This is a genomic window from Streptomyces jeddahensis (assembly GCF_001642995.1).
Classification (GTDB): domain Bacteria; phylum Actinomycetota; class Actinomycetes; order Streptomycetales; family Streptomycetaceae; genus Streptomyces; species Streptomyces jeddahensis.
In genome coordinates, this window is the sequence record NZ_LOHS01000072.1 from 1 (window position 1) to 22787 (window position 22787).

At 70.5% G+C, this 22787-nt stretch carries 17 protein-coding genes; 6 read left to right on the plus strand and 11 right to left on the minus strand.

Annotated elements, in window-relative coordinates; genetic code table 11:
* Positions 1-56 precede the first annotated feature (56 nt).
* Both STSP_RS13475 and STSP_RS13480 read left to right on the plus strand, forming a co-directional pair.
* A complete protein-coding gene (locus STSP_RS13475) occupies positions 57-2108 on the plus strand; it encodes a SpoIIE family protein phosphatase (protein ID WP_078067149.1) in 2052 nt (683 codons plus the stop codon).
* 181 nt (positions 2109-2289) lie between these two features.
* Entirely contained in the window at positions 2290-3753 is a 1464-nt protein-coding gene (locus tag STSP_RS13480; RefSeq protein WP_067276634.1) for a catalase, read from the plus strand.
* A 190-nt stretch (positions 3754-3943) separates the two neighbouring features.
* On the opposite strand, the gene STSP_RS13485 is transcribed toward STSP_RS13480, so the two are convergent.
* Both STSP_RS13485 and STSP_RS13490 read right to left on the minus strand, forming a co-directional pair.
* Entirely contained in the window at positions 3944-6235 is a 2292-nt protein-coding gene (locus tag STSP_RS13485) for a transglycosylase domain-containing protein (protein ID WP_067276637.1), read from the minus strand.
* A 306-nt stretch (positions 6236-6541) separates the two neighbouring features.
* Positions 6542-7483 (minus strand): LysR substrate-binding domain-containing protein, encoded by a 942-nt coding sequence (locus STSP_RS13490; protein WP_408646288.1) that lies wholly within the window; start codon positions 7481-7483, stop codon positions 6542-6544.
* A gap of 235 nt (positions 7484-7718) precedes the next feature.
* Here STSP_RS13490 and STSP_RS13495 point away from each other — a divergent pair, with 235 nt between their 5' ends.
* Positions 7719-8273 (plus strand): peroxiredoxin, encoded by a 555-nt coding sequence (locus STSP_RS13495; RefSeq protein WP_067276640.1) that lies wholly within the window; start codon positions 7719-7721, stop codon positions 8271-8273.
* 21 nt (positions 8274-8294) lie between these two features.
* The gene (locus tag STSP_RS13500; RefSeq protein WP_067276643.1) at positions 8295-8828 is read left to right on the plus strand and encodes an alkyl hydroperoxide reductase; all 534 of its coding nucleotides are present in this window, start codon (positions 8295-8297) and stop codon (positions 8826-8828) included.
* Between the two features lie 89 nt (positions 8829-8917).
* Here the strand turns inward: STSP_RS13500 and STSP_RS13505 are convergent, their stop codons facing one another.
* From STSP_RS13505 to STSP_RS13530, 6 genes are all read right to left on the minus strand, one after another.
* Positions 8918-10303, minus strand: coding sequence for an AI-2E family transporter (locus STSP_RS13505; protein WP_067276644.1), 1386 nt, complete (start codon positions 10301-10303; stop codon positions 8918-8920).
* 157 nt (positions 10304-10460) lie between these two features.
* The gene (locus STSP_RS13510) at positions 10461-11159 is read right to left on the minus strand and encodes an aggregation-promoting factor C-terminal-like domain-containing protein (RefSeq protein ID WP_067276647.1); all 699 of its coding nucleotides are present in this window, start codon (positions 11157-11159) and stop codon (positions 10461-10463) included.
* Between the two features lie 426 nt (positions 11160-11585).
* Entirely contained in the window at positions 11586-12908 is a 1323-nt protein-coding gene (locus STSP_RS13515; protein WP_067276649.1) for a PhoH family protein, read from the minus strand.
* A 305-nt stretch (positions 12909-13213) separates the two neighbouring features.
* The gene (locus tag STSP_RS13520) at positions 13214-13975 is read right to left on the minus strand and encodes an isoprenyl transferase (RefSeq protein ID WP_067276650.1); all 762 of its coding nucleotides are present in this window, start codon (positions 13973-13975) and stop codon (positions 13214-13216) included.
* Between the two features lie 288 nt (positions 13976-14263).
* Positions 14264-15022, minus strand: a complete 759-nt coding sequence (locus STSP_RS13525) for a class I SAM-dependent methyltransferase (protein WP_067276653.1) — start codon at positions 15020-15022, stop codon at positions 14264-14266.
* Between the two features lie 74 nt (positions 15023-15096).
* Positions 15097-15831: a prepilin peptidase gene (locus tag STSP_RS13530; protein WP_107441283.1), complete on the minus strand. Its 735-nt coding sequence runs from the start codon at positions 15829-15831 to the stop codon at positions 15097-15099.
* Positions 15832-15968: 137 nt separating this feature from the next.
* Here STSP_RS13530 and STSP_RS13535 point away from each other — a divergent pair, with 137 nt between their 5' ends.
* Positions 15969-16376 carry a DUF192 domain-containing protein gene (locus STSP_RS13535; protein ID WP_067276657.1) on the plus strand — a complete coding sequence of 136 codons (408 nt, stop codon included), beginning with the start codon at positions 15969-15971 and terminating at the stop codon, positions 16374-16376.
* Between the two features lie 21 nt (positions 16377-16397).
* On the opposite strand, the gene STSP_RS13540 is transcribed toward STSP_RS13535, so the two are convergent.
* The 3 genes from STSP_RS13540 to STSP_RS13550 form a co-directional block, all read right to left on the minus strand.
* Positions 16398-17117, minus strand: a complete 720-nt coding sequence (locus STSP_RS13540; RefSeq protein WP_067276660.1) for a hypothetical protein — start codon at positions 17115-17117, stop codon at positions 16398-16400.
* 21 nt (positions 17118-17138) lie between these two features.
* On the minus strand, positions 17139-19721 hold the full coding sequence (locus tag STSP_RS39145; protein WP_157902830.1) for a hypothetical protein: 2583 nt from the start codon (positions 19719-19721) through the stop codon (positions 17139-17141).
* Between the two features lie 109 nt (positions 19722-19830).
* On the minus strand, positions 19831-20973 hold the full coding sequence (locus STSP_RS13550) for a peptidoglycan recognition protein family protein (RefSeq protein WP_067276668.1): 1143 nt from the start codon (positions 20971-20973) through the stop codon (positions 19831-19833).
* Positions 20974-21326: 353 nt separating this feature from the next.
* Between STSP_RS13550 and STSP_RS13555 the strand changes: the two genes are divergently transcribed.
* Positions 21327-22730 carry an FAD-binding oxidoreductase gene (locus tag STSP_RS13555; protein WP_232789623.1) on the plus strand — a complete coding sequence of 468 codons (1404 nt, stop codon included), beginning with the start codon at positions 21327-21329 and terminating at the stop codon, positions 22728-22730.
* Positions 22731-22787: the final 57 nt, after the last annotated feature.

Consider the following 22787-nt stretch of genomic DNA (forward strand, 5'->3'; position numbering starts at 1 on the left):
CCGCCGGGCCCGGGGGGCCTGCCGGTCCCGGGGGCCCTGCCCATCCCGGCGGTCCTGTGGGCAGCGCCGGCCCTGCCGGTCCCGGCCGCTCTGCCGGCCCCGGCGGACCAGCCGCTCCCGTCGGCTCTGCCGGCCCCGGCGGCCCTGCCGGACCCGCCGGCCCTGTGGGCAGCGCCGGCGCTGAGCACTCCCAGCCCCAGGCGGCCGAGCCCGACCCGCACCGGCCGCGTCCGGCGCCGCAGGGCGCTCCGCCGCCGCGGGGCGGCGAGAGTGCGCAGTGGGCCGATGCGAGGGCGATCGCCGAGGCCGGGCACCGCCCGGGCGAGGCGGGGGCGCGCCCCGTGTCCGGGGTGCCCTCGCCCTCCCTCGGCCCGGCCGCGATGCAGCGCGACGGCGACCGGCTGCGGTTCGTCGGGGCCGCGACCCGGCGTATCGCCCGCGGCATGGACCTCGACGAGATCGTGATGGGACTGTGCCGGGCCACCGTGCCGACGTTCTCCGACGCGATCCTGGTGTATCTGCGCGACCCGCTGCCGGTCGGCGACGAGCGGCCTTCCGGGCCCCTGGTCCTGCGGCTGCGGCGCACCGACCGGCTGCGGCGGATCGAGGACGGGACCGAGGACGCGGACACCGAGGGCGGCCTGCCCGGGCTGCTTCTCGGGCTGCAGCTGCAGCCCGACTTCGCGGCGACCGACCTGTGCGAGGTGCTGCCGGGCGGTCCGCTCGCCGAGGTGCTCCGCGGCGTACGCCCCGTCTTCGCGGACACGCCCACCGCGCTGGGCGCGTTGCCCGAACTGCTGGGCGTGGAGCGGCGGGGGCCCGGCGGGCAGCACACGATCCTCGCGCCGCTGCGCGGCCGCCGGCGCGTCATCGGTGCCGCGGTCTTCCTGCGCCGTGCCGACCGGCCGGCGTTCGAAACAGAGGACCTGCTGGTCGCCGCCCAGCTGGCCACGCACAGCGCGCTCGGCATCGACAAGGCGGTGCTGTACGACCGCGAGGCGTACATCGCGGACGAGCTGCAGCGCACGATGCTGCCCGAGTCGCTGCCCCAGCCGCACGGCGTGCGGCTCGCGTCGCGCTACCTGCCCGCGGCCGAGACGGCCCGCGTCGGCGGCGACTGGTACGACGCGATCCCGCTGCCCGGCAACCGCGTCGCCCTCGTCGTCGGCGACGTCATGGGCCACTCCATGACCTCGGCGGCGATCATGGGCCAGCTGCGGACGACCGCGCAGACCCTGGCCGGCCTGGACCTGCCCCCGCAAGAGGTGCTGCACCACCTCGACGAGCAGGCGCAGCGGCTCGGCACGGACCGCATGGCGACCTGCCTGTACGCGGTCTACGACCCGGTGACGCACCGCATCACCATCGCCAACGCGGGCCATCCCCCGCCGGTCCTGCTGCACCTCGGCGGGCGCGCGGAGGTGCTGCGGGTGCCCGCGGGCGCGCCGATCGGCGTGGGCGGCGTCGATTTCGAGGCCGTCGAACTCGACGCACCCGCCGGGGCCACGCTCCTGCTGTACACGGACGGTCTCGTCGAGTCCCGGCTGCGCGACGTGTGGACCGGCATAGAGCAGCTGCGCGAGCGCCTCTCCGCGACCGCGCAGCTGACAGGGCCGGACCACCCGCCGCCGCTGGAGGCGCTGTGCGACGAGGTCCTCGACATGCTCGGTCCGGGCGACCGGGACGACGACATCGCGCTGCTCGCCGCCCGCTTCAACGGGATCGCGCCGAGCGACGTCGCGTACTGGAACCTCGACCCCGAGGACGCGGCTCCGCGCAGGGCCCGCCGGCTGGCCCGCAAGGCGCTGGCCCGCTGGGACCTGGAAGAGCTGACGGACTCGGTGGAACTGCTGGTCAGCGAGGTCGTCACCAACGCCGTGCGCTACACGTCACGGCCGGTCACGCTGCGCCTGCTGCGCACCGACATGCTGCGCTGCGAGGTCGGCGACGACGTGCCCCAGCTGCCGCGGCTGCGTCAGGCGCGGGCCACGGACGAGGGCGGGCGCGGGCTCTTCCTGGTCAACAAGATGGCCCGCCGCTGGGGTGCGACCCGGCTGAGCACAGGGAAGGTGGTCTGGTTCGAGCTGCCGACACGTGCGTCGGGCTGAGGCACCGCGGTACTTCTGGGACGTCCATGTCCCGGGGGCCTCGCGGCGGCCACCCGGGACTTTCGTACGAGTTTCAGGCTTGGACCCGGTCCAAATGTTGCCGACGTCGTGGTGGCGGAGTTGACTGCTGTGGTGGGCGAAGCGACCTGATCTATCCCAAATGCACGACGGGAGGACGCTCGTGACCGAAGCAGTACGGAAGGTCCCGTACACCACCACCAACGCCGGAATACCGGTGGAGAGCGACGAGCACTCGCTCACGGTCGGCGATACCGGCCCGATCCTCCTCCAGGACCACTACCTCATCGAGAAGATGGCCCAGTTCAACCGCGAACGGGTTCCCGAGCGGGTGGTGCACGCCAAGGGATCGGGTGCGTACGGAGTCTTCGAAGTCACCAACGACATCAGCCAGTTCACCAAGGCCGACCTCTTCCAGCCGGGGAAGCGGACGGAGATGCTGGCACGCTTCTCGACGGTCGCCGGGGAGCAGGGCTCGCCCGACACGTGGCGCGACCCGCGCGGCTTCGCGCTGAAGTTCTACACGGAGTACGGGAACTACGACCTGGTCGGCAACAACACGCCGGTCTTCTTCGTGCGCGACCCCCAGAAGTTCCAGGACTTCATCCGCTCCCAGAAGCGCCGCCCCGACAACGGCCTGCGCGACAACAACATGCAGTGGGACTTCTGGACGCTGTCCCCCGAGTCCGCGCACATGGTGACGTGGCTGATGGGCGACCGCGGCATCCCGAAGACGTACCGCAACATGAACGGCTACAGCTCCCACACCTATATGTGGGTCAACGGCGGCGGCGAGAAGTTCTGGGTCAAGTACCACATCAAGACCGACCAGGGCATCGACTTCCTCACCCAGTCCGAGGCCGACGAACTCGCAGGCACGGACGGCGACATCCACCGCCGGGACCTGTTCGACTCGATCGCCTCCGGCAACGCCCCGTCGTGGACGATGCACGTGCAGGTCATGCCCTTCGAGGACGCGCCGGACTACCGCTTCAACCCGTTCGACCTGACCAAGGTGTGGCCGCACGGCGACTACCCGCTGATCGAGGTCGGCCGGATGACCCTCAACAAGAACCCGGATGATTTCTTCGTCCACATCGAGCAGGCCGCCTTCGAGCCCTCGAACATGGTGCCGGGCATCGGCCCGTCCCCGGACAAGATGCTGCTCGGCCGGCTCTTCTCGTACCCGGACACCCACCGCTACCGGATCGGCCCCAACTACGCGCAGCTCCCGCCGAACCGTCCGCGGTCGCCCGTCAACTCGTACGCGAAGGACGGCCCCATGCGGTACGAGCCGGCGAACACCGGCGCCGTGTACGCGCCCAACTCGTACGGCGGCCCGGCCGCCGACGTGGGGACCTTCGGCGAACCCGCGGGCTGGCACGCGGCCGGCGAGATGGTCCGCGAGGCGTACAAGCTGCACCGCGAGGACGACGACTGGCGCCAGCCGGGCACGATGGTCAGGGAGGTCCTGGACGACGCGGCCCGCGAGCGCCTGGTGTCCAACGTCAGCGCCCACCTCACCGCCGGCGTCTCCCGCCCCATCCTCGACCGCGCCTTCCAGTACTGGCGCAACATCGACAAGGAGTTGGGCGACCGAATCGCAAACCGAGTAAACGGCAGTTAACCGTTATGGGCAATCGTTCCCACCGTTGCGGGCAGGCACGTCCCTACCGTTGTGGGCAATCGTTCCGCATGGCGGAACGGGTGGGCACAACCCACGACGGCGGGTGGCATTACTCGTAGGGGTGCCGCAGGCAAACGTAGGGCGCCCGGAACCCCATGGGCTCCGGGCGCCCTACGGCGACTACGAGGCGTCAGCCGCCCCCATCCCGCGCGGACCCGGTCTGCTCCGGAATCCCAAACGTCGGCCTGGTCGCCGTAGGAGTCGGCTGCTCAGTCGTCGCCCCATCCGAAGGCTCAACGGTCGGCGCCTCCGTAGGCGCCTCACTCGTAGGCGCCTCGGTAGACGGCGCCGCACTGGTCTCCGGCGCCGACGGCGTGTCCGACGGCATCTCCGTGACGGTGGGCGTCGGCTCGACGGTCGGCGTGACGCCCGCCCCCATGTCCGTATCGAGGTCGAACTCGCTCGTCGACCCCATCGCACCGAAGGTGTACGCGGCCCAGATCTCGGCCGGGAAGCCACCACCGTTGACCCGGCCGCCACCTGCCGTGCCCTTCAGCGAGACCTGCTTGCTCTCGTTCTTGGTGCCCACGGCGCCCTCGCCGAACAGTCCGACGGACGTGACGAGCTTCGGCGTGTAGCCGGTGAACCAGGCCGACTTGTTGTTGTCGGACGTACCTGTCTTGCCCGCGACCTGCTGGCCGTCGCGGTTCGGGGCCTCGCGCACCGAGAGCCGGGCCGTACCGTCGTCGACCACGCCGGTGAGCACGGAGGTCACGGAGTCGGCGGCCTCGCGGCTGATCACCTGCTCGCCGATCGGGTTCGGGAAGTCGACCTCGCGGTCCTTGTGCTCGGCGGACTTCACGATCGCCGGGGTGACCTTCTTGCCGTGGTTGTCGAGCGTCGCGTAGACCCCGGCCATCTCCAGCGGGCTCGCGCCCATGGAGCCGAGGGTCTGCGCGGGCACGGCCTGCAGGCCGTCGACGTCCATGCCCAGCTCGCCCGCGGTCTTCATGACCTCGTCCATCCCGACGTCGACGCCCATCTGTGCGAAGACGGAGTTGATGGACTTGTTCATAGCGGTCTGCACGGTGACGTCGCCGTAGTTGACGTCGTCCTCGTTCGGCGGCGCGAACCCGACCTTCTTGCCGCCGTCCACGACGGGACGCTCGCTCGTGCCGTCGTAGACGGTGGACGCGGTGATCGGCTGGCCGTCCTGCGTCGTGGAGTCGTTCTCCAGCGCGGCCGCGAGGATCAGCGGCTTGAAGGTCGAGGCGACCTGGTAGTCACGGCGGGTGGCGTTGTTCTGGTAGTGCTTCACGTAGTCGACGCCGCCGTACATCGCGAGGACCTTGCCGGTCTTCGGGTCGACGGACGCGGCTCCGGCCTGCACGTCCGCGTCGACGTCGCGCTCCTTGGGGTCGAGCTTGCTGGTGAGCTTCTTCTTGACGGCCTGCTCGAGGAGCTTCTGCTTCTTCGGGTCGATGTTGAGCGTGATGGTCCAGCCGCCGGCGTCGACCACCGCCTTGGCCTCGTCCAGGTCGGCGGCGGTGCCGTCGGAGACGAGCTGCTTCTCCAGCGCCTCCTTGGCCGCGCCCACCAGATAGCCGGTCTGCCCCTCAAGGCCCGGTGCCGCCTTGGGCGCGTCCGGGACGGGGAACTTCAGGCCCTGGCGCTCGGAGGCGCCCAGCCAGTGCATCTCGACCATGTTGTTCAGCACGTAGTTCCAGCGCTGCTCGGCGAGCTTCTTGCCCTCGGCCGACGCGACCGCCCAGTCGTACTGGTTCGGGGCCTGCAGCAGCGCCGCGAGGTACGCGCCCTGCGCCACGTTCAGGTCCTCGGCGTCGATGCCGTAGTACGCCTGGGCCGCGGCCTGGATGCCGTAGGCGCCGCGGCCGTAGTAGCTGGTGTTGATGTACCCGGCCAGGATGTCGTTCTTGGACATCTGCTGGTCCACCTTGAGCGAGATGATCAGCTCTTTGAGCTTGCGGCTGACCGTCTGGTCCTGGGTGAGGTAGTAGTTCTTGACGTACTGCTGCGTGATCGTCGAACCACCCTGCTTGCCCTTGCCCGAGAGCGTGTTGATCAGACCTCGGGCCGTGCCCTTCAGGTCCACGCCGCTGTCGCTGTAGAACGTCTTGTTCTCGGCGGCGACGAAGGTCCGCTGCACCTCCCTGGGGACCTTGTCGAGGTCCACGACCTCGCGGTTGAGGGCACCGTCGCGGGCCAGGATCGAGCCATCGCTGTACCGGTAGATGTTGCTCTGGATCCTCGCGTCCTCGTTGCCCGACGCGGGAACGTCGATGACCATGAACAGCACGACGAAGGCACCCATGCCCAGCAGGCAGAGCCCGAAGAACGTGCCGAGGATCTTCTTCCAGGTGAAGAGGCGGCGTATCACCCCGCGCTCAGCGCCGGACGAGCGCATGCGCGCCGCCCGGCGCGCACCGCGCTGCCGCGCTCGTCGCTCTTCCGCTCGTCCCATGGGTCCGTAACGCTCCGCTTCGTTCTCGTATGTCCGGCAACCGCATCAGCAGACGCATCAGCGGCCTCACGGGCATACAGGCCAAGTCAGCTTCGAAAGCTAACACCGCACCCTGGGGCAAAGGTCCCTCGATCCGGTCTTTTCCGGACGTGAGAATCAGCACCTGTCCCCATGGGAACCGACGAGCAGAACGCCCCGAAGGTTGCGTCCGAGCGGCTCACAAGTAACCCACAGCATCACGAATGCCGCCCACGCGAAGATCCTTCCGAAACGCGAGCAGTCCGCGGCCGGCGCCGTCCCTGCGGGTCAGAGCACCCGCACGGGCAGCGGCCGCAACGCCTCCCGCAGGGCGGCGGCAAGCTCCTCGTACTCCGCGCTCCGCGCCGCTCCGGTCCGCATCGCCAGCGCGATGCGGCGGCTGGGCGCGGGCTCGGCGAAGTACCCGGTGAGCAGCTGGTTGCTGCGGCTGGTCTCCACCTTCACGGCGGTGCGCGGCAGCAGGGTCACGCCCACACCGCCCGCGACGAGCTGGACGAGCGTCGAAAGACCGGCCGCCGTCGTCGTCACCGGGGCGTCGTCGCGGCCCGCCTCCCGGCAGATCTCGAGGGCCTGGTCCCGCAGGCAGTGCCCCTCGTCGAGCAGCAGCAGCTTCAGCTCCCGCAGAGCATCGCGCGGAATGCCCTCGCGCCCGCCGAGCCAGTGGTCGAGCGGCGTGACCAGCACGAAGTCCTCGTCGAACAGCGGCAGCTCGGTGACGCCGGGGACGCCGAGCGGCACGGCCAGCAGCAGTAGATCGAGCCGCCCGGCAGCGAGCCCGTCCAGCAGGGACGCGGTCTGCTCCTCGTGCACCTGGAGATCGAGATCCGGATACCTGTCGTGGAGCAGCCGGAGCACGGTCGGCAGCAGATACGGGGCCACGGTCGGGATCACACCGAGCCGGAGCTCGCCCGTGAAGGGCGCACGGAGCGCCTCGGCCTCCTCGATCAGCGCCCCGACCTCGGCCAGCACGGCCTTCGCCCGCGTGGCGAGCCGCTCCCCCGCGGGCGACAGGAGCACCTTGCGCGTCGTCCGCTCCAGGAGTTGTACGTCGAGGGCCTCCTCCAGCGCCGAGACGGCGCCGGACAGCGCGGGCTGGCTCATGCCGATGGCGGCGGCCGCGTCGCGGAAGTGAAGATGCTCTGCCACGGCGGCGAAGGCACGCAGCTGCGCAAGGGTGGGCTGACGGGCCCGTCCGCCGCCCGGCACCACCGCACTCCGCTTGTTCACCTGTCGCTCACCACCCTGCACGGACTGTCACCGCCCACTCTTTCTCGTCCCGCATCGTCCACCGCCATCGGTTACTCACCGCGACTGATAGCCGCCGCCAATCAACCTGACCGAGTCTAGCTATTTCACTAATCAATGCAGCGTGTGCCACCCTCGTGATCAGTCCAACCCATGGAAATCCCGTCAGCGGGATTCCCTTTTGCTGCAAGGAGAGCGCGTGCTCACTGTCGGTGACCAGTTCCCCACGTACGACCTGACTGCCTGTGTGTCGCTGGAGAGCGGCAAGGAGTTCGAGCAGATCAACCACAAGTCCTACGAGGGCAAGTGGCGCGTGGTGTTCTTCTGGCCGAAGGACTTCACCTTCGTGTGCCCCACCGAGATCGCGGCCTTCGGCAAGCTGAACGACGAGTTCGCCGACCGCGACGCCCAGATCCTCGGCGTCTCGGGCGACTCGGAGTTCGTGCACCACGCCTGGCGCAAGGACCACGCCGACCTGCGTGACCTGCCCTTCCCGATGCTCGCCGACTCGAAGCACGAGCTGATGCGCGACTGCGGCGTCGAGGGCGAGGACGGCTTCGCGCAGCGCGCGGTCTTCATCGTCGACCCGAACAACGAGATCCAGTTCACCATGGTGACCGCGGGCTCCGTCGGCCGTAACCCCAAGGAGGTCCTGCGGGTCCTCGACGCGCTGCAGACCGACGAGCTGTGCCCCTGCAACTGGAAGCAGGGCGAGGAGACCCTCGACCCGGTCAAGCTCCTCGCCGGCGAGTGAACGAAAGCGGTCTGAACTGACATGGCTCTCGACGAACTGAAGTCCGCCGTACCGGACTACGCCAAGGACCTGCGCCTGAACCTCGGTTCGGTGATCGGCAACTCGGATCTGCCGCAGCAGCAGCTGTGGGGCACGGTGCTCGCGTGCGCGATCGCGTCCCGTTCCCCCCGCGTCCTGCGCGAGCTCGAGCCCGAGGCGAAGGCGAACCTCTCGCCCGAGGCGTACACCGCGGCCAAGTCGGCCGCCGCCATCATGGCGATGAATAACGTCTTCTACCGCACGCGCCACCTGCTCTCCGACCCGGAGTACGGGACGCTGCGCGCCGGCCTGCGGATGAACGTCATCGGCAACCCGGGTGTGGAGAAGGTCGACTTCGAGCTCTGGTCGCTCGCGGTGTCCGCGATCAACGGCTGCGGGCAGTGCCTCGACTCGCACGAGCAGGTGCTCCGCAAGGCGGGCGTCGACCGCGAGACGATCCAGGAGGCGTTCAAGATCGCGGCGGTGATCCAGGCGGTCGGCACGACGCTGGATGCGGAGGCGGTGCTGGCCGAGTAGGCCCGCCTCCTGAATCGGCGGCTTCGCCGCCTCGTCCTCAAGCGCCGGACGGGCTGAAAATCAGCCCGTCCGGCGCTTGAGGACTGTTCTCAGCCACCCGACGGCGGTCTCTCCACCGGCGCCATCTCCATGGCAGTGGACCCATGCGGCGGCGGCGAATGCCTCAACCCCGCGCGCCCGCGGTCGTACGCATTCAGGTAGCCGACCACCGTATTGGTCACCGCGACAAGCGGCACAGCCACGACCGCTCCTCCGATCCCCGCCACCAGCCCGCCCGCGGAGACCGACAGGACGACGGCGAGCGGATGCACCCGCACGGCGCGCCCCAGGATGAACGGCTGCAGAATGTGGCCCTCGATCTGCTGAACGGCCAGCACCACCACCAGCGTCATGACGGCCGTGAAGACGCCCTGGGTCACCAGCGCGACCACCACCGCCAGCGCACCCGAGATCACGGCACCCACCAGCGGGATGAACGCGAACAAGAAGATGAAGACGGCCAGCGGCACGGCCATCGGCACATCGAGGAAGTAGATGCCGAGCCCGATGAAGATCGCGTCGATCAGGGCGACGACCACCGTGCCGCGCACATACGCCGTCAGCGTCCGCCACGCCCGCGGCCCCGCACCCGCGACACCGGGCCGGGCGGGCGAGGGGACCAGCTTGAGCGTCCACTCCCAGATGCGCCGCCCGTCGTAGAGCAGGAACAGCGTCGAGAACATCGTCAGCAGGATGCCGGTCAGCGCCTCGACAACGACCGTGACGCCCTCAAGGCCCGCGGAGGTGATCGCGTCTGTGTTCGCACCGATCGCCTCGCGCAGGTTCGCGGCGATCTCGTTGATCTGTTTCTCCGTCACATGGAACGGGCTGTTGAGCAGCCAGTTCCTGAGCTCGTCGATGCCGTCCTGGATCTGGTCGGACAGGTTGTCGATGTTCTCCATGACCTGCCAGGCGACGAACCAGCCCACGAGGCCCATCACGACGAAGCCGAGGATCGCGGTGAGCGCGGTCGCGGGGCCGCGGGGCACGCCGTGCCTACGCAGTCGCGCCACGGTGGGCTGCAGCAGTGCGGTGATCAGCAGGGCGGCGGCGAACGCCAGCACCACGAGCTGAACGGCGCTGATCACCCGCATCAGCACCCAGAGCGTCCCCGCGAGAACGAGGACCCGCCAGCCGACCTCGGCTGCGACACGCACGCCCCAGGGCACGGCGGCCGCGGGATCGGGCCGGGGCCGGGAGACGACGCCGGGGGCGACGGGCGTCCGCTGCGGGACCGCGGCCGGGCCGGAGTCCTGGCCGCCGGAGGGGGTCGGTACGTCATGGCCGGGGCCCGGATCGGAGGGCTCGCCGCCCAGCGGGGGCAACCCGTCGTCCGCGTCCTCCTTCTCGGCCTGGGCACGGCGTTCGGCCAGCCGCTCCCCCATACGGCTCAGTCCGGCGCCGAGCCGGTCCAGCCACCCTGGCACTCGCGACATATCCGTCCTCTTCCCCCCGTTTGTCCCCACCACTCCCCCCGGGTCGTCCGCTCCGACCGTACATGCCGGAAGCCCCTCACCGTAGGACGGCGAGGGGCTTCGGAAGGTTGAGCGGCGGCCGCGGCGGCGCCGCACATCGGCACACCCAGCGGAGCGCCTAATACCAGCGGTTGGCCTGCCAGAAGTCCCAGGCGCCACAGGGGCTGCCGTAGCGGTCGTTCATGTAGTTCAGGCCCCACTTGATCTGCGTGGCGGGGTTGGTCTGCCAGTCGGCGCCGGCGGACGCCATCTTGGAGCCGGGCAGCGCCTGGAAGAGACCGTAGGCGCCGGAGGAGGGGTTTACGGCCTTGTAGTTCCAGCTGGACTCGTGATCCACGATGTTGCTGAAGCACGTCCACTGGTTGGCGGCGACCATCTGCCGCGCCATCGCCTGGATCTCGGCGACGGTGTAGGAGCTCTGGACCCCGAAGCTGGAGGCGTCGCGCGCCGCGCTGCGGCTGGCCGCTTCTTCCGCCTCCTTGCGCTCCTTGGCCTCCTGCTCGGCCTTCTCCGCGGCCTTCTGCTTGGCGATCGCGTCCTCGGCGGCCTGCTTGCGGGCCGCTTCCTCGGCGGACTTCTTCGCGGCGGCGTCGGCGGCGATGGCCTGTGCGTCGGCCTGCTGCGTCAGCGAGGCGGTCTGCACCTGGGCCTGCTGGCCCGCCGGTATGTCTGCGAGGAGGGTCGCGTCGCCTGCCGTTGCCTCGAAGTCGTTCGAGGGCTGCTGGGTGCTGCCCGAGGCAACGCCCACGACGGCGCCAACAGTGGTGACCGCGGTGGCGGATGCCACAGCGAATCCCCGGACCGAAATCCGGCTCACACGGTTTCCTTCCAGCATCGCCCGCTTGCGGGTGACCCTCGCGGACGCAATCGTGCCCCTGGCACTGGCCTCCCAACGACGGGTCACGGGAGACACGGGCCCGGTGGGCAACTCCCCTGCGGGGAGCGCCGCGTGGTGCTCGGGCGGCATACGACGGCCTCTATGTAGTTCTGTTGCGCCAATGGTGCGGCGGGACACAAGTGTCGTATGCGGGGCCTGACAGGACCCACACACTGCCGTAGCAGGACGCCGCAAGGCAATTCCGAGTTGCGTGTGAAAGCTCACACGCCGTTTGTCCCAGGAGTTTTCCGGAAAAGCGCAGACGCCAAGGCGCCGCCCGGCTAGGCTCTACGCCTTTGCCAGACGGCGCCAACTCCCGCGTAACCGCCACTCATTGGACGAGCGGGACGGTCCGGTACGGACGGGTCAGATCTGCCCGTCCTCCAGCATTTCGGTCACAAGTGCCGCAATCTGCGAGCGCTCGGACCGGGTGAGCGTGACGTGCGCGAAGAGCGGATGGCCCTTCAGCTTCTCGACGACGGCGACGACTCCGTCGTACCGGCCGACCCGCAGATTGTCGCGCTGGGCCACGTCATGGGTCAGTACGACACGGGAGTTCGCCCCGATTCGGGACAGAACGGTCAGCAGGACGTTCCGTTCCAGCGACTGCGCCTCGTCGACGATCACGAAGGCGTCGTGCAGGGACCGGCCGCGGATGTGGGTGAGCGGCAGCACCTCCAGCATCCCGCGGGCCGTCACCTCCTCGATGACCTCGCGGCTCGTCACCGCGGACAGCGTGTCGAAGACCGCCTGCGCCCAGGGGCTCATCTTCTCGGCCTCGGTGCCGGGCAGATAGCCGAGCTCCTGCCCACCCACCGCGTACAGCGGCCGGAAGACCATCACCTTCTGGTGCTGCCTGCGCTCCAGCACGGCCTCGAGCCCCGCACACAGCGCAAGCGCCGACTTGCCGGTGCCGGCCCGGCCGCCCATCGACACGATCCCGACGTCCGGGTCGAGCAGCAGATCCAGCGCGATGCGCTGCTCGGCGCTGCGCCCCTTGATGCCGAAGGCCTCCCGATCGCCGCGTACGAGACGGACGTTGCCCTCGGGGGTGACGCGCCCCAGCGCCTTGCCCCGCTCCGAGTGGATCACCAGACCCGTGTGCACCGGCATCTCGGCCGCCTCCGGGACGTACAGGTTCTCCTCTTCGAAGAGGAGGTCCACCTGCTCTCCCGAAAGGGTGAGTTCGGACATTCCGGTCCAGCCGGAGTCCGTGATGGCGAGCTCGGCACGGTACTCCTCGGCGAGCAGGCCCACCGACGACGCCTTGATGCGCAGCGGCAGGTCCTTCGACACGACCGTGACGTCGCAGCCCTCGGCCTGGAGGTTGCGGGCCACCGCGAGGATCCGGGAGTCGTTGTCCCCCAGGCGGTAGCCGGCCGGGAGCACGGTCGGGTCGGAGTGGTTCAGCTCGACCCGGACGGTCCCGCCGAGGTCCCCGATCGGGATCGGGGCGTCGAGGCGGCCGTACTTCACCCGGTAGTCGTCGAGCAGGCGCAGGGCCTGCCTGGCGAAGTAACCGAGCTCCGGATGGTGCCTCTTGGCCTCGAGTTCCGTGACCACCACGACGGGCAGCACGACCTCGTGCTCGTCGAAGCGGGACAGGGCGTTCGGGTCGGCCAGCAGGACGCTGGTGTCGAGAACGTAGGTGCGCCGGTCTGGCTTGGGGCGCTTTGTGCTGGTCACCACGGAAGGACGTACCCCCTCGGATGAGGTCGGGGAGCGACGAAAAGGATCGGGACCGGTCCCGGCCGCGATGCGCGGGCCGAGCGCCGGCCCTCCGGCTCTCCGACGGAGAAGATGCTCCCCGCGCGGTCGTCCTGGTGCAAAGGGCCTCCCGGGCGGACGGCCCCGTGCCGCCCGCTGAGATACGACGCCCACGTACACGGGCGTCGACCTGGAAGGCTTATTCCCTCGAACACGCGCAGCCATGCAATGGCATATGACGGCGCGTTGGTGAACTCTGCGTTACTCGTGACCCAGGGGCCTGAGGGCTATCCGCCGTAACGCCGGTGCCGGGCCGCGTAGTCGCGCAGGGCACGGAGGAAGTCGACCTTGCGGAAGGCCGGCCAGAAGACCTCACAGAAGTAGTACTCGGAGTGGGCCGACTGCCACAGCATGAAGCCCGACAGGCGCTGCTCGCCGCTGGTGCGGATGACCAGGTCCGGGTCGGGCTGGCCGCGCGTGTAGAGGTGCTCGGAGATGACGTCGATGTCGACGAGCTCCGCGAGCTCCTCGAAGGTGGTGCCCTTCTGGGCGTGGTCCAGGAGGAGGGAGCGGACGGCGTCGGCGATCTCCTGGCGGCCGCCGTAGCCGACGGCGACGTTGACGAGTATCCCCGTGTTGCCCTGGGTGGCCTGCTCGGCCTCCTTCAGGACGGACTGGGTGCCGGCGGGCAGCAGGTCGAGCGTGCCGACGTGGTGGACGCGCCAGCGGCCGTCGGCTGCGAGGTCGCGCACCGCGTCCTCGATGATGCCGAGCAGCGGGATGAGCTCCTCCTCGGGACGGGCGAGGTTGTCGGTGGACAGCATCCACAGGGTGACGACCTCGACGTCCGTCTCGGCGCACCAGCCGAGGAACTCGGCGATCTTGTCGGCCCCGGCGCGGTGTCCCTGCGCGGTCGTACCGCCGGACGCCTTAGCCCAGCGGCGGTTGCCGTCCAGGATGACCCCGATGTGCTTCGGGACCTGGTCGTGGTCCAGACGGCCTTCCACCCGGCGTGCGTAAAGTCCGTACACCAGGTCACGCAAGTTCACGTGTGGTCAGTCCCTCCGTGTGGCCGTGCAGCGTTACGACAGTCCCCGAGGGCGACACCCTACCGCCGGAGTATGTCGACTCGGGCACAGGGTTCGTCACAGCCGGGTTCGTCACAGCCGCGCGGCTTCCGCCGGGTGAAGAGAAACGGGCCGGTCCGTGGGGGGGAGACGGACCGGCCCGAGGGGGGGCTTCCACCATAACCCTTCGTGAGTGATGCTGCGTGCATTGGCGCGCGACAACTACTCTCCGGAGTTGTTCAGCGACGGTTTGCGCCCGCTTCGCCGCACTCAGGCCGGCTTGCAGGCCTCGATGAGGAAGCGGGTGCTGTGGGCCAGGAACGGGCCCTCCGACTCGATCTGCTCGTGCAGCTCGCGCAGCCGCGTCCGGTACTGCTCGACGGTGAACCCCGGCACCATCCACACGACCTTCCGCAGGAAGTGGACGACGGCCCCGACGTCGTGGAACTCCATCCGCAGCCGCTCCGAGCGCAGGTCGACGACCTCGAGACCCGCCGCCTCGGCCGCGGCCCGCGCCGCGTCGGGATGCCGCCCGTTACGCACGTCCTCCGGCTGCGACCCGAGGAAGTACTCCACAACCTCGAACACACTTGCGGGACCGACCTCCTGCGAGAGGTACGTGCCGCCCGGCTGCAGCACCCGCGCGATCTCGTCCCAGTGCGCACGCACCGGGTGCCGGCTCACCACCAGGTCGAACGCCTCGTCCGCGAACGGCAGCGGCGCGTCCTCGGGCGCTGCCACGACGACCGCGCCGCGCGGGCGCAGCAGTGCGGTGGCCTTGGCGAGGTTGGGCGGCCAGCCCTCGGTGGCGGCGGTCACCGGCGGAAGCTTCGGGACGGACGCGAGGACCTCTCCTCCCCCGGTCTGGATGTCCAGCGCGGCAGAGGCCCGCGCCATGCGCTCGCCCATCGCACGCGCGTACCCCCATGAGGGCCGCTCCTCCGTGGCCCGGCCCTCGAACCAGGAGAAGTCCCATCCCTCGACCGGAGCGGCCTCGGCCTCCGCGACGAGCTCCTCAAACCTGTCCATGGGGTGATCGTCCCAACGGGGTGCGGCCACCCGCGACCGAATTACGCGGCCGGGACCGAATGACGCGGCCGGGCTCACCCCGCCGCGAGCCCTCCCAGCAGCAGTCCCACGAACGCCCCGCCGATCATGAACGGCCCGAGCGGGATCGCCGACTTCCGCCCGGCCCTGCGCAGCGCCACCAGCGCCACCCCGTAGACGGCACCGAACAGCAGCCCCGCGAAGGCACCCGTGAACAGGACCGTCCAGCCGTACCAGCCGAGGGCCGCGCCGAGGCCGACGGCCAGTTTGACGTCGCCGAACCCCATGCCGGCGGGGTTGATCAGGAAGAGCGCGAAGTACGCGCCGCCGAGCACGAGCGCGCCGAGCAGCGCCGTGGGCCAGGATCCCGCGCTGCCCGGCAGCAGCGCGGCGAGCCCCAGCAGCAGCGCGGCAGCGGCGGCGAGGGGCAGGGTGAGCACGTCGGGCAGCCGGTGCACGGCGTAGTCGGTGAGGGCGAGCAGCACGGCGAAGGGTGCGGCGAGCAGCCAGACCCCGAGTTCGGGGCGGGGCCCGGTGGCGGCGGCGAGCAGCGCGCACACCAGCGCGGTGACGGAGGCGACGAGGGCGGTACGCGGCCCGTACGCGGTTCCGTCGGCGCACCGCGCGCGGCCCACCCAGCCGCCGAGCGGCCCGGTGAGGGGATGCCCGGCGGGGCAGTCGCCGCGCCACGGCTCCTCGGGTTCGACGGCGAGCCGGTAGGCGGCGCGGGGCAGCAGGGCCCCGGTTGCGGCGCCCCACGCGGCGGCCACGGCGATCAGCAGCTGATACACGCCGTGGACCCTATGCGCCCGCGACCCGAGCGGCATGGGCCCCTGGGCCCATGACAGGACCCACTGTGGTGCGGATACGGTCGGGGCGGCGTCGAACGACAGTCGAAGGTCTAAGGACGACGGACAGGGGGCGGGCGATGGGGCGCTGGCGCGACGGCCGGGCGAAGCTGGTCGTACACGCGGACGGTCACGGAGAAGGCCACGGGGAAGAAGCCGAAGGCTCCGCCGTCACGGTCCCGTTGGAGCTGGCGACCTCCTTCCGCGCCCGGACCCGCGGCCTCCTCGGGCGCGACGGGATCGACGGCGCGATCCTGCTGTCTCCCGCGAACAACATCCACACCTTCCGCATGCGGTTCGCGATCGACGTGGCCTGCCTGGACCGCCACCTGAACGTCCTGAGCGTCCAGACCGTGAAGCCGGGCCGCCTCACCCTTCCCCGCCTCAGGGCCCGGCACGTACTGGAGTCGGACGCCGGGACGATGGCGGGGTGGGGGCTGCGGCCCGGCGCACGGGTGACCGTGGAGGAGAGCACCCGGCTGTCCTAGGACCGGGTCCCGAGGACCGCGTCACGTTCCCCGGTCCTCCAGTTCGGCGAGCATCCCCAGGGCGGCGTCCGCGTTCTCCCAGCTCGCCGGGGTGTCCGTCTTGTCGGCCAGGCGCCGCAGGGCGGCGACGGCGTCCGCGTCGCCGATCGCACCCAGCAGTTCGATCGCCGAGTCGGCGCCGATGTCCGCCACCACACAGCGCTCGGCCAGACCGACCGCCCAGCCGGCGAAGCGCCCCGGGGCGGGGTCGAGGGCCAGCCAGCGGAGTACCGAGTCGGCGATGTCGTCGCGCAGCCACGCGATCAGGTCGAGCATCACGACCTCGACGTGGTCGAGGACGTGCCGCTGCAGCGGGTACAGCCCGTCCCGCTCGCGGCCCTCCAGTACCAGGCCGTCCACACCGGCCCAGGTCACCAGGTCCGTACGCGGCATCCTGGCCGCGACCTGACGCTGGAACTCCTCCCATGCGTGCCGGAGCAGGCCGGGCGACGGAGGCTGCGGTACGTACGGTGCCGCCTCCGGGTCGTCGAGGAGCGCGGACAGTACGCGGCGCGCCTCAGCCAACCGCTCGTCGGTGCGCGGCAGTCGGGCGATCCTGGGCCAGTCGGCTCCGACCCCGTTCCAGGGCTCGGGCAGCTCGCGCAGGACGCGGGGCAGGACGTAGTCGCCGTCGGCACTGTGCCAGCGCGCCACCCCCGGGTCCCACGTCTCCTCGCTGCGCTCCGCGTCCTGCTCACTCATGGTCGTCCTGTACGCGCTCGTTCACTTGATGCCCAGATACGCCTTGGCGCTCTCCGGGTCCTTCATCTTCGTCCAGTCCATCGTGCCGTTCTTCGTCCGCTCGTCGATGGCGCGCTGCATGCTGCCCAGCTCGTCGGCGGACAGGCCCTGGCCGGCCACCTTCACGTCCACGCCGTTCCTAGCCATCTCGCCGGCCGCCGTCCGGGTGTCCTTCGCCGGCTTCCCGTTCCGGGCCTGCTTGAACTCGCTGAAGATCTGCGTCCAGCGGTCCGTCGTCTCGATCTCGACGGTGGCCTTGCGGCCCGGCTCCTTGCTCGCCCACTTCTTGAGCCGCTCCACCTGGTTGGCGAAGTCGGCCTTGCGTGTGGCCGAGCCGGCGTTCTTGACCTCCTTGACGTGCACGATGCCGTTCTTGTCCTTGTAGACCACGTCGGCGTCCGGGATCTCGTCGAGGTTGACCTTCTCGCCGTTGCCGAGGTCGGCCTCCTTGCGGTTCATCTTGCTGCCGACTCCGGCGTCCACCTGGCTGCCGGGGGCCGCGTCGTCGGCGGCGCGCCGTACGGCGTTCACCTCGGCGCGGGCCTCGGCGAGCTTGTTGGCGTCGGACGCGTTCGCGACCTTGCCCTCGAGCGCGGCTGCCGCGTCGCCGTCGACGTTCTTGCGGCGGGAGAGGTCGGTGATGTCGTCGAGCGCGTCGGCCGCGTCCTTCTTGCCGATCTCGCCCTTGCTCGGGTCGGGGTTGTCCTTGGCGCGGTTGACGAGGCCGTCGATCTGGTCGTCCGGCACCGAGGAGCCTCGCTCCCGCAGGGCTGCCTTCGCCGCCTCGGCCCTCGCTTCGAGCGCCTGCTGCTGCGCGTCGCGTGCGTCCTTCTGCTTCGCGACGTCGCACTTCTCCTCCACCTGGAGGACGGAGGGTGCGTTCGCCGAGTGGACGGCGGGGGTCGTCGGGGCGCTCGCGGTGCCCGGGACACCGGTCGTGTACGACGCGGAGACGATGCCGCCCGAGGGGCCCGCCGGCGCCGGTTCTCGCCCGTACTCGCCGCCGCCGTACGGGACCCGAGCGCGCGGTGCCGCCACGACGCAGCCGCTCTTCCGGGCCGTGTCGGCCGCCTCGTCTGCCGCCTTCTGTGCCTCGTCCGCAGCCTTCTCGGCGCCCTTGAGGTCGCCCGCCCTGGCCGCCTTGCGGGCCCTCTCGGCCGCCTCGGCCGCCTTCTCGACGGCCTTCACGACCTTGGAGACCTTGTTCACCTTGTTGAGCTTCAGCAGGAGGTTGCCGAGCTTGGCCTCGCCGTAGCCAGGGATGAAGTACGAGCCGCCGTTCCACAGGGTCAGGCCGACGGCCTCGCCGTAGTCACCGCGGTTCCAGGCGTCGCTGACGCCGTCGGTGATGATGAAGTCGTCGATCATCCTCCCCGTGTTGCGGAGGTTGAAGGTCAGGGCCTGCGTGACGATGCCCGCGTAGTCGCCCTTGCGCCACTTGTCGACGTACCCGTCCACCTCCGATACGACGATGTCCTTGCCGTAGTTCCACAGGCCGGTGACCGTGCCGGTGACGGTGTCGATGGGGTGGATGACGGCGTCGACGGCGTCGACGATGTCGCCGCCGACGCCGTCCACGACCACGCCCTTGACGAAGCCGCCGGTCTCTTTCGCGGCGCAGCCGAAGAAGGAGCCGAAGCCGGAGAAGCAGCCGTCGTCCTTCTGCTCGTCGCTGCCTCCGCCGCCGCCTCCGCCGCCGTCGCCGGCGTTGTCGCCGTCGCCGGACTGGGTGTCGCCGGTGGATCCGGAGCCGTTGCCGTCGTCGGTGCCGCCCGATGCGCTGCCGGAATCGCCGGAGCCGCCAGAAGTACCAGAGCCACCAGAGCCGCCGGAGCCTCCGGTGGCGGAACCCCCGGCGGCGGAACCCCCGTTCCCGCCGCCAGCCGTGGCTCCCCCGTCATCACCGGCGCGGACGTCCGAACTGCCGTCCCGGCCGCCCGAGTCGGCCGGACACGACGTACCCGTGACCTTGCAGACCGCGGCCTGGAATCCGCCGGCTATCTGCGGCCCCACGCCGCTGACCAGCAGAGCGATGATGATCGCGGCCACGACGACCACCAGCCCGACATACTCGGCCGCGCTCTGCCCCTCGTCGCTGTGCCGCCACTTGAGCATGCGCGGCAGGCTGAACTCCGGCCGGTTCTCGCGCGCCGGCTCGGGCAACCGGAACCACGCGCGGGACGCGGGCCGCGTCAGCAGCACGATCAGGGTGACGGGCAGCAGGAGTTGTGTGAGGCCCCGGCCGCTTCCCTGGGCCATGGTCCCGAGGGCCTCCAGGGCCAGCCAGACCTGTACGCCGACCAGCGCCCGGCCCGTCCAGGGTCCGCCCGCCCACATCCGGCGGGCGAGGAGCATCCCGGCCGTGCCGGGCGCGATGGCGTACAGCAGTGCGCCCAGCACCGCGCCGTCGACCGGTGCCGCCAGCAGCACACCCAGTGCGGGCAGCACGCTCAGGACGAAGAGGACGACGAGCAGCATGAGGGCCGTCGCGAGCGCCCGCGGCATACGCGCGGGGCCCGCGACGGCGGGCGTGGAGGCCATTCCCCCGTCATCGGTCCACGACATGAAGCGACGGTACGTTCACGCACCGCGCAGGGCATGGGCCCGGGGACCCAACCCCGGTCCCAATCAGTCCCGTTCGCGGGACCACGCCCAAAGGCTCACGTCCGGACGCTCAGAAGCGGCGCGAGGCCACGGCCTCCCGCACCCGCACCAGCTCCGCGTACATGACCTCGCCGGGGCACTCGGTCACCATCCAGTCGCGGTGGCCGCTGATGGACTGGACCTCCTTCTGCGTGCCGGTGATGGGGTTCGTGTAGGTGAGCCGTGCCTGCGGGTCGAGGCCGTGGTAGCGGCACAGGACGCGCACCAGCCGGGTGAGCGAGGTGCGGGCCGCGTCCGTCGGGCCCTGCTCCATCAGGTTGCCGAGGAGGGCGATGCCGAGGTTGCCGGAGTTGAAGCCGGCGACGTGGAAGGCGGTGACGAGCTTGCCTTCGCCGTCGTGGGCGGGGATGCCGTCGGCTCCGGAGTAGCGGCCCTCGTAGATGCGGCCTTCCTCGTCGATGAGGAAGTGGTAGCCGATGTCGCCCCAGTCGTTGGTGATCGCGTGCAGTTCGTAGATGGCGCGGACGGTGGCGGCGGGGTCCGGGTCGTGGTTGGGCGTCGCGGTGTGGTGGACCGTGATGGTCTGGAACGGGTAGTACGCGGTCGGCGTGTTCTCCGTGCCGTCGGGCTTGAAGCGCTTGGACTCGTCGGCGCCCCAGGCCGCCCGCGGCAGGTAGGCGACGCCGCGTACGCGCGTGGTGTCCGACGGCACGTCGACCTTGCGATCGGGCCCGTTGCTGGTGTCGAGGGCGACCGACCGCAGCCCGGTGGCGCCCTCGGGGGCCTTCACCTCGTACCCGGACGCGTTGTCGGCGGGGACGAGCAGGCAGCCGCCGTTCGCCTCCGAACAGCCGTTGCCGTTCAGGGACTTCCAGTCCCCGCTCGCACCGTCGGCACCGCGCAGCCGGATGGAGCCGCCGTCCGTCGGACGCGCGTCCTTCCAGCGGACGCCGACATAGCTGATGGGGAAGGCGGCCTCGACGGGTGTCTCGCCGGTGGCCGCCGTGGAGCGGGTCTCGGGGAACGTCTCGACGGTGGTGCCGCCCTGCGCGGCGCCGCTCGAGCCGCTGGAACCGGTGGATTCGCCGGAGTCGGTGGTGGCCGCCATGACGGCGGGAGTGACCACCGCCCCGGCGGCGACGGCACTCGCAGCACCGATCAGACCGCGGCGCGTGACGCGGGACTTGGCGCGATGGGTGGGGGGAACAGCCATGGGGGGTTCCTTACGTGTTCCTTGGTCGGTCCTGCCGGCTGACCGGCCCAGGCCAGGGCACACGTGTCCCCCCGACCCAAGCCAGTGCTTGAAGACTCAAGGAAGCGTACGCGCTTGACCAATCGACTCGAAAGCCGCCTTGCCCCCATCCGTCACAGCTGAAGCCTAGTCATCTGATCGCGGAATCAAGGGATTTGCGGTACGCAACGGCCTAGGGGGCACGTTACCGACCTCATCGGGCTACGGTCTCCGCCTCCACCCGTCCTTCACGAGACCGTCGAGGAACGCAGCCGTACGTCCGTGATCAGCGAGCTCGGATGGCGTCCCTCCCGGCTGCGCGTGATCCTGAGAGGGTGGACGGTCTCACGGACACGCTCGTGGACGGCTTCGGCGCGAGGCTGCGCGGGCAGCTCGTACGGCCTGGGGAGCCGGGCTACGAGGAGGCGCGCACGCTCTGGAACGGCCTGATCGACAGGCGCCCGGCGCTGGTGGCGCGGTGCGACGGTGACGAGGACGTGGCCGCCGCGGTGGACTTCGCCCGGGAGAACCGGCTGCCGCTCGCGGTGCGCGGGGGCGGACACGGCGTGGCCGGTCATGCGGTGTGCGACGGCGGGCTGGTCGTCGATCTGTCGGGGATGACGGCGGTCGATGTCGACCCCGAGGGGCGGACGGCGCGCGTGCAGGGTGGCTGCACGCTGGCGGACGTCGACCGGGCGACCCAGCGCCATGGGCTGGCGGCTCCCCTGGGCGTGGTGTCGGCGACGGGGGTCGCCGGTCTCACGCTCTCCGGGGGCATGGGCTGGCTGCGCCGCATATACGGCCTGAGCTGCGACAACCTCGTGTCCGCGACGGTCGTCACCGCCCAAGGGAACGTCCTTTCCGCCAGTGCGAGCGAGAACGACGACCTCTTCTGGGCGATCCGCGGGGGCGGCGGGAACTTCGGCGTCGTGACCTCGTTCGAGTACCGCCTGCATCCCGTGGGCCCCGAGGTCTTCTTCTGCAACGTGTACTACCCGGTGGACCGTGCCGCGGAGGTGCTGCGGTCCTGCGAGCGGTACCTGTCCGAGGCGCCCGACCAGGTCGGTCCGCTCGGGGTGCTGGGCCGGGTTCCGGAGATCGCGGAGTTCCCGTCGGAGGCGCACGGCGCGCCCTTCGTGGCGGTCCTCGCGCTGTTCCCCGGTGACCCGGCGGACGGCGAGGAGGCGCTCCGGCCGCTCCGGGAGATCACCAAGCCGATCTGCGACCTCAGCGGCGCCCTCCCGTATGTGGAGGCGCAGACCGTCCTGGACGAGGACTATCCGGACGGCGGGCGCTACTACTGGAAGTCCCTGAACGTGCCGCAGCTCGGCGACGAGCTGATCGAGCGCCTCGTGGAACACGCCGCCGCGGCTCCGTCCCCGGCCTCGACCGTCGACGTCTGGTACCAGGGCGGCGCGATGGCGCAGGTCGGCGAGGAGGAGACCGCGTTCGCCAACCGGGGCGTCCCCTATCTGATCGGGATCGAGGGGAACTGGGACGACGAGGCCGACTCGGCGGCGAACGTGGCCTGGGTGCGCGACACCTTCTCCGGGCTGCGCCCGTTCTCCGGCGGAGGCATGTACCTGAACTTCCCCGGTTTCCTCGAGGAGGGCGAGCAGCTCCTACGGGAGGGCTACGGCCCGAACTACGAACGGCTCGCGGCGGTCAAGGCGGCGTACGACCCGGAAAACCTGTTCCGCCTCAACGCGAACATCGAGCCGAAGAAGCCGAACAGCTGAGGACAGGGGCGTCTCGGCCTGGCCCCCAGGCCGCATTCACGACCACTTCGCTCGGCA

Excerpts from the sequence above, each read along its gene's own strand:
- STSP_RS13535 (WP_067276657.1), top strand. The coding sequence starts at position 15,969 with ATGGGGCGCTGGCGCGACGGCCGGGCGAAGCTGGTCGTACACGCGGAC.
- STSP_RS13505 (WP_067276644.1), bottom strand. The coding sequence starts at position 10,303 with ATGTCGCGAGTGCCAGGGTGGCTGGACCGGCTCGGCGCCGGACTGAGC.
- STSP_RS13550 (WP_067276668.1), bottom strand. The coding sequence starts at position 20,973 with ATGGCTGTTCCCCCCACCCATCGCGCCAAGTCCCGCGTCACGCGCCGC.
- STSP_RS13525 (WP_067276653.1), bottom strand. The coding sequence starts at position 15,022 with ATGGACAGGTTTGAGGAGCTCGTCGCGGAGGCCGAGGCCGCTCCGGTC.
- STSP_RS13500 (WP_067276643.1), top strand. The coding sequence starts at position 8,295 with ATGGCTCTCGACGAACTGAAGTCCGCCGTACCGGACTACGCCAAGGAC.
- STSP_RS13540 (WP_067276660.1), bottom strand. The coding sequence starts at position 17,117 with ATGAGTGAGCAGGACGCGGAGCGCAGCGAGGAGACGTGGGACCCGGGG.
- STSP_RS39145 (WP_157902830.1), bottom strand. The coding sequence starts at position 19,721 with ATGTCGTGGACCGATGACGGGGGAATGGCCTCCACGCCCGCCGTCGCG.
- STSP_RS13485 (WP_067276637.1), bottom strand. The coding sequence starts at position 6,235 with ATGGGACGAGCGGAAGAGCGACGAGCGCGGCAGCGCGGTGCGCGCCGG.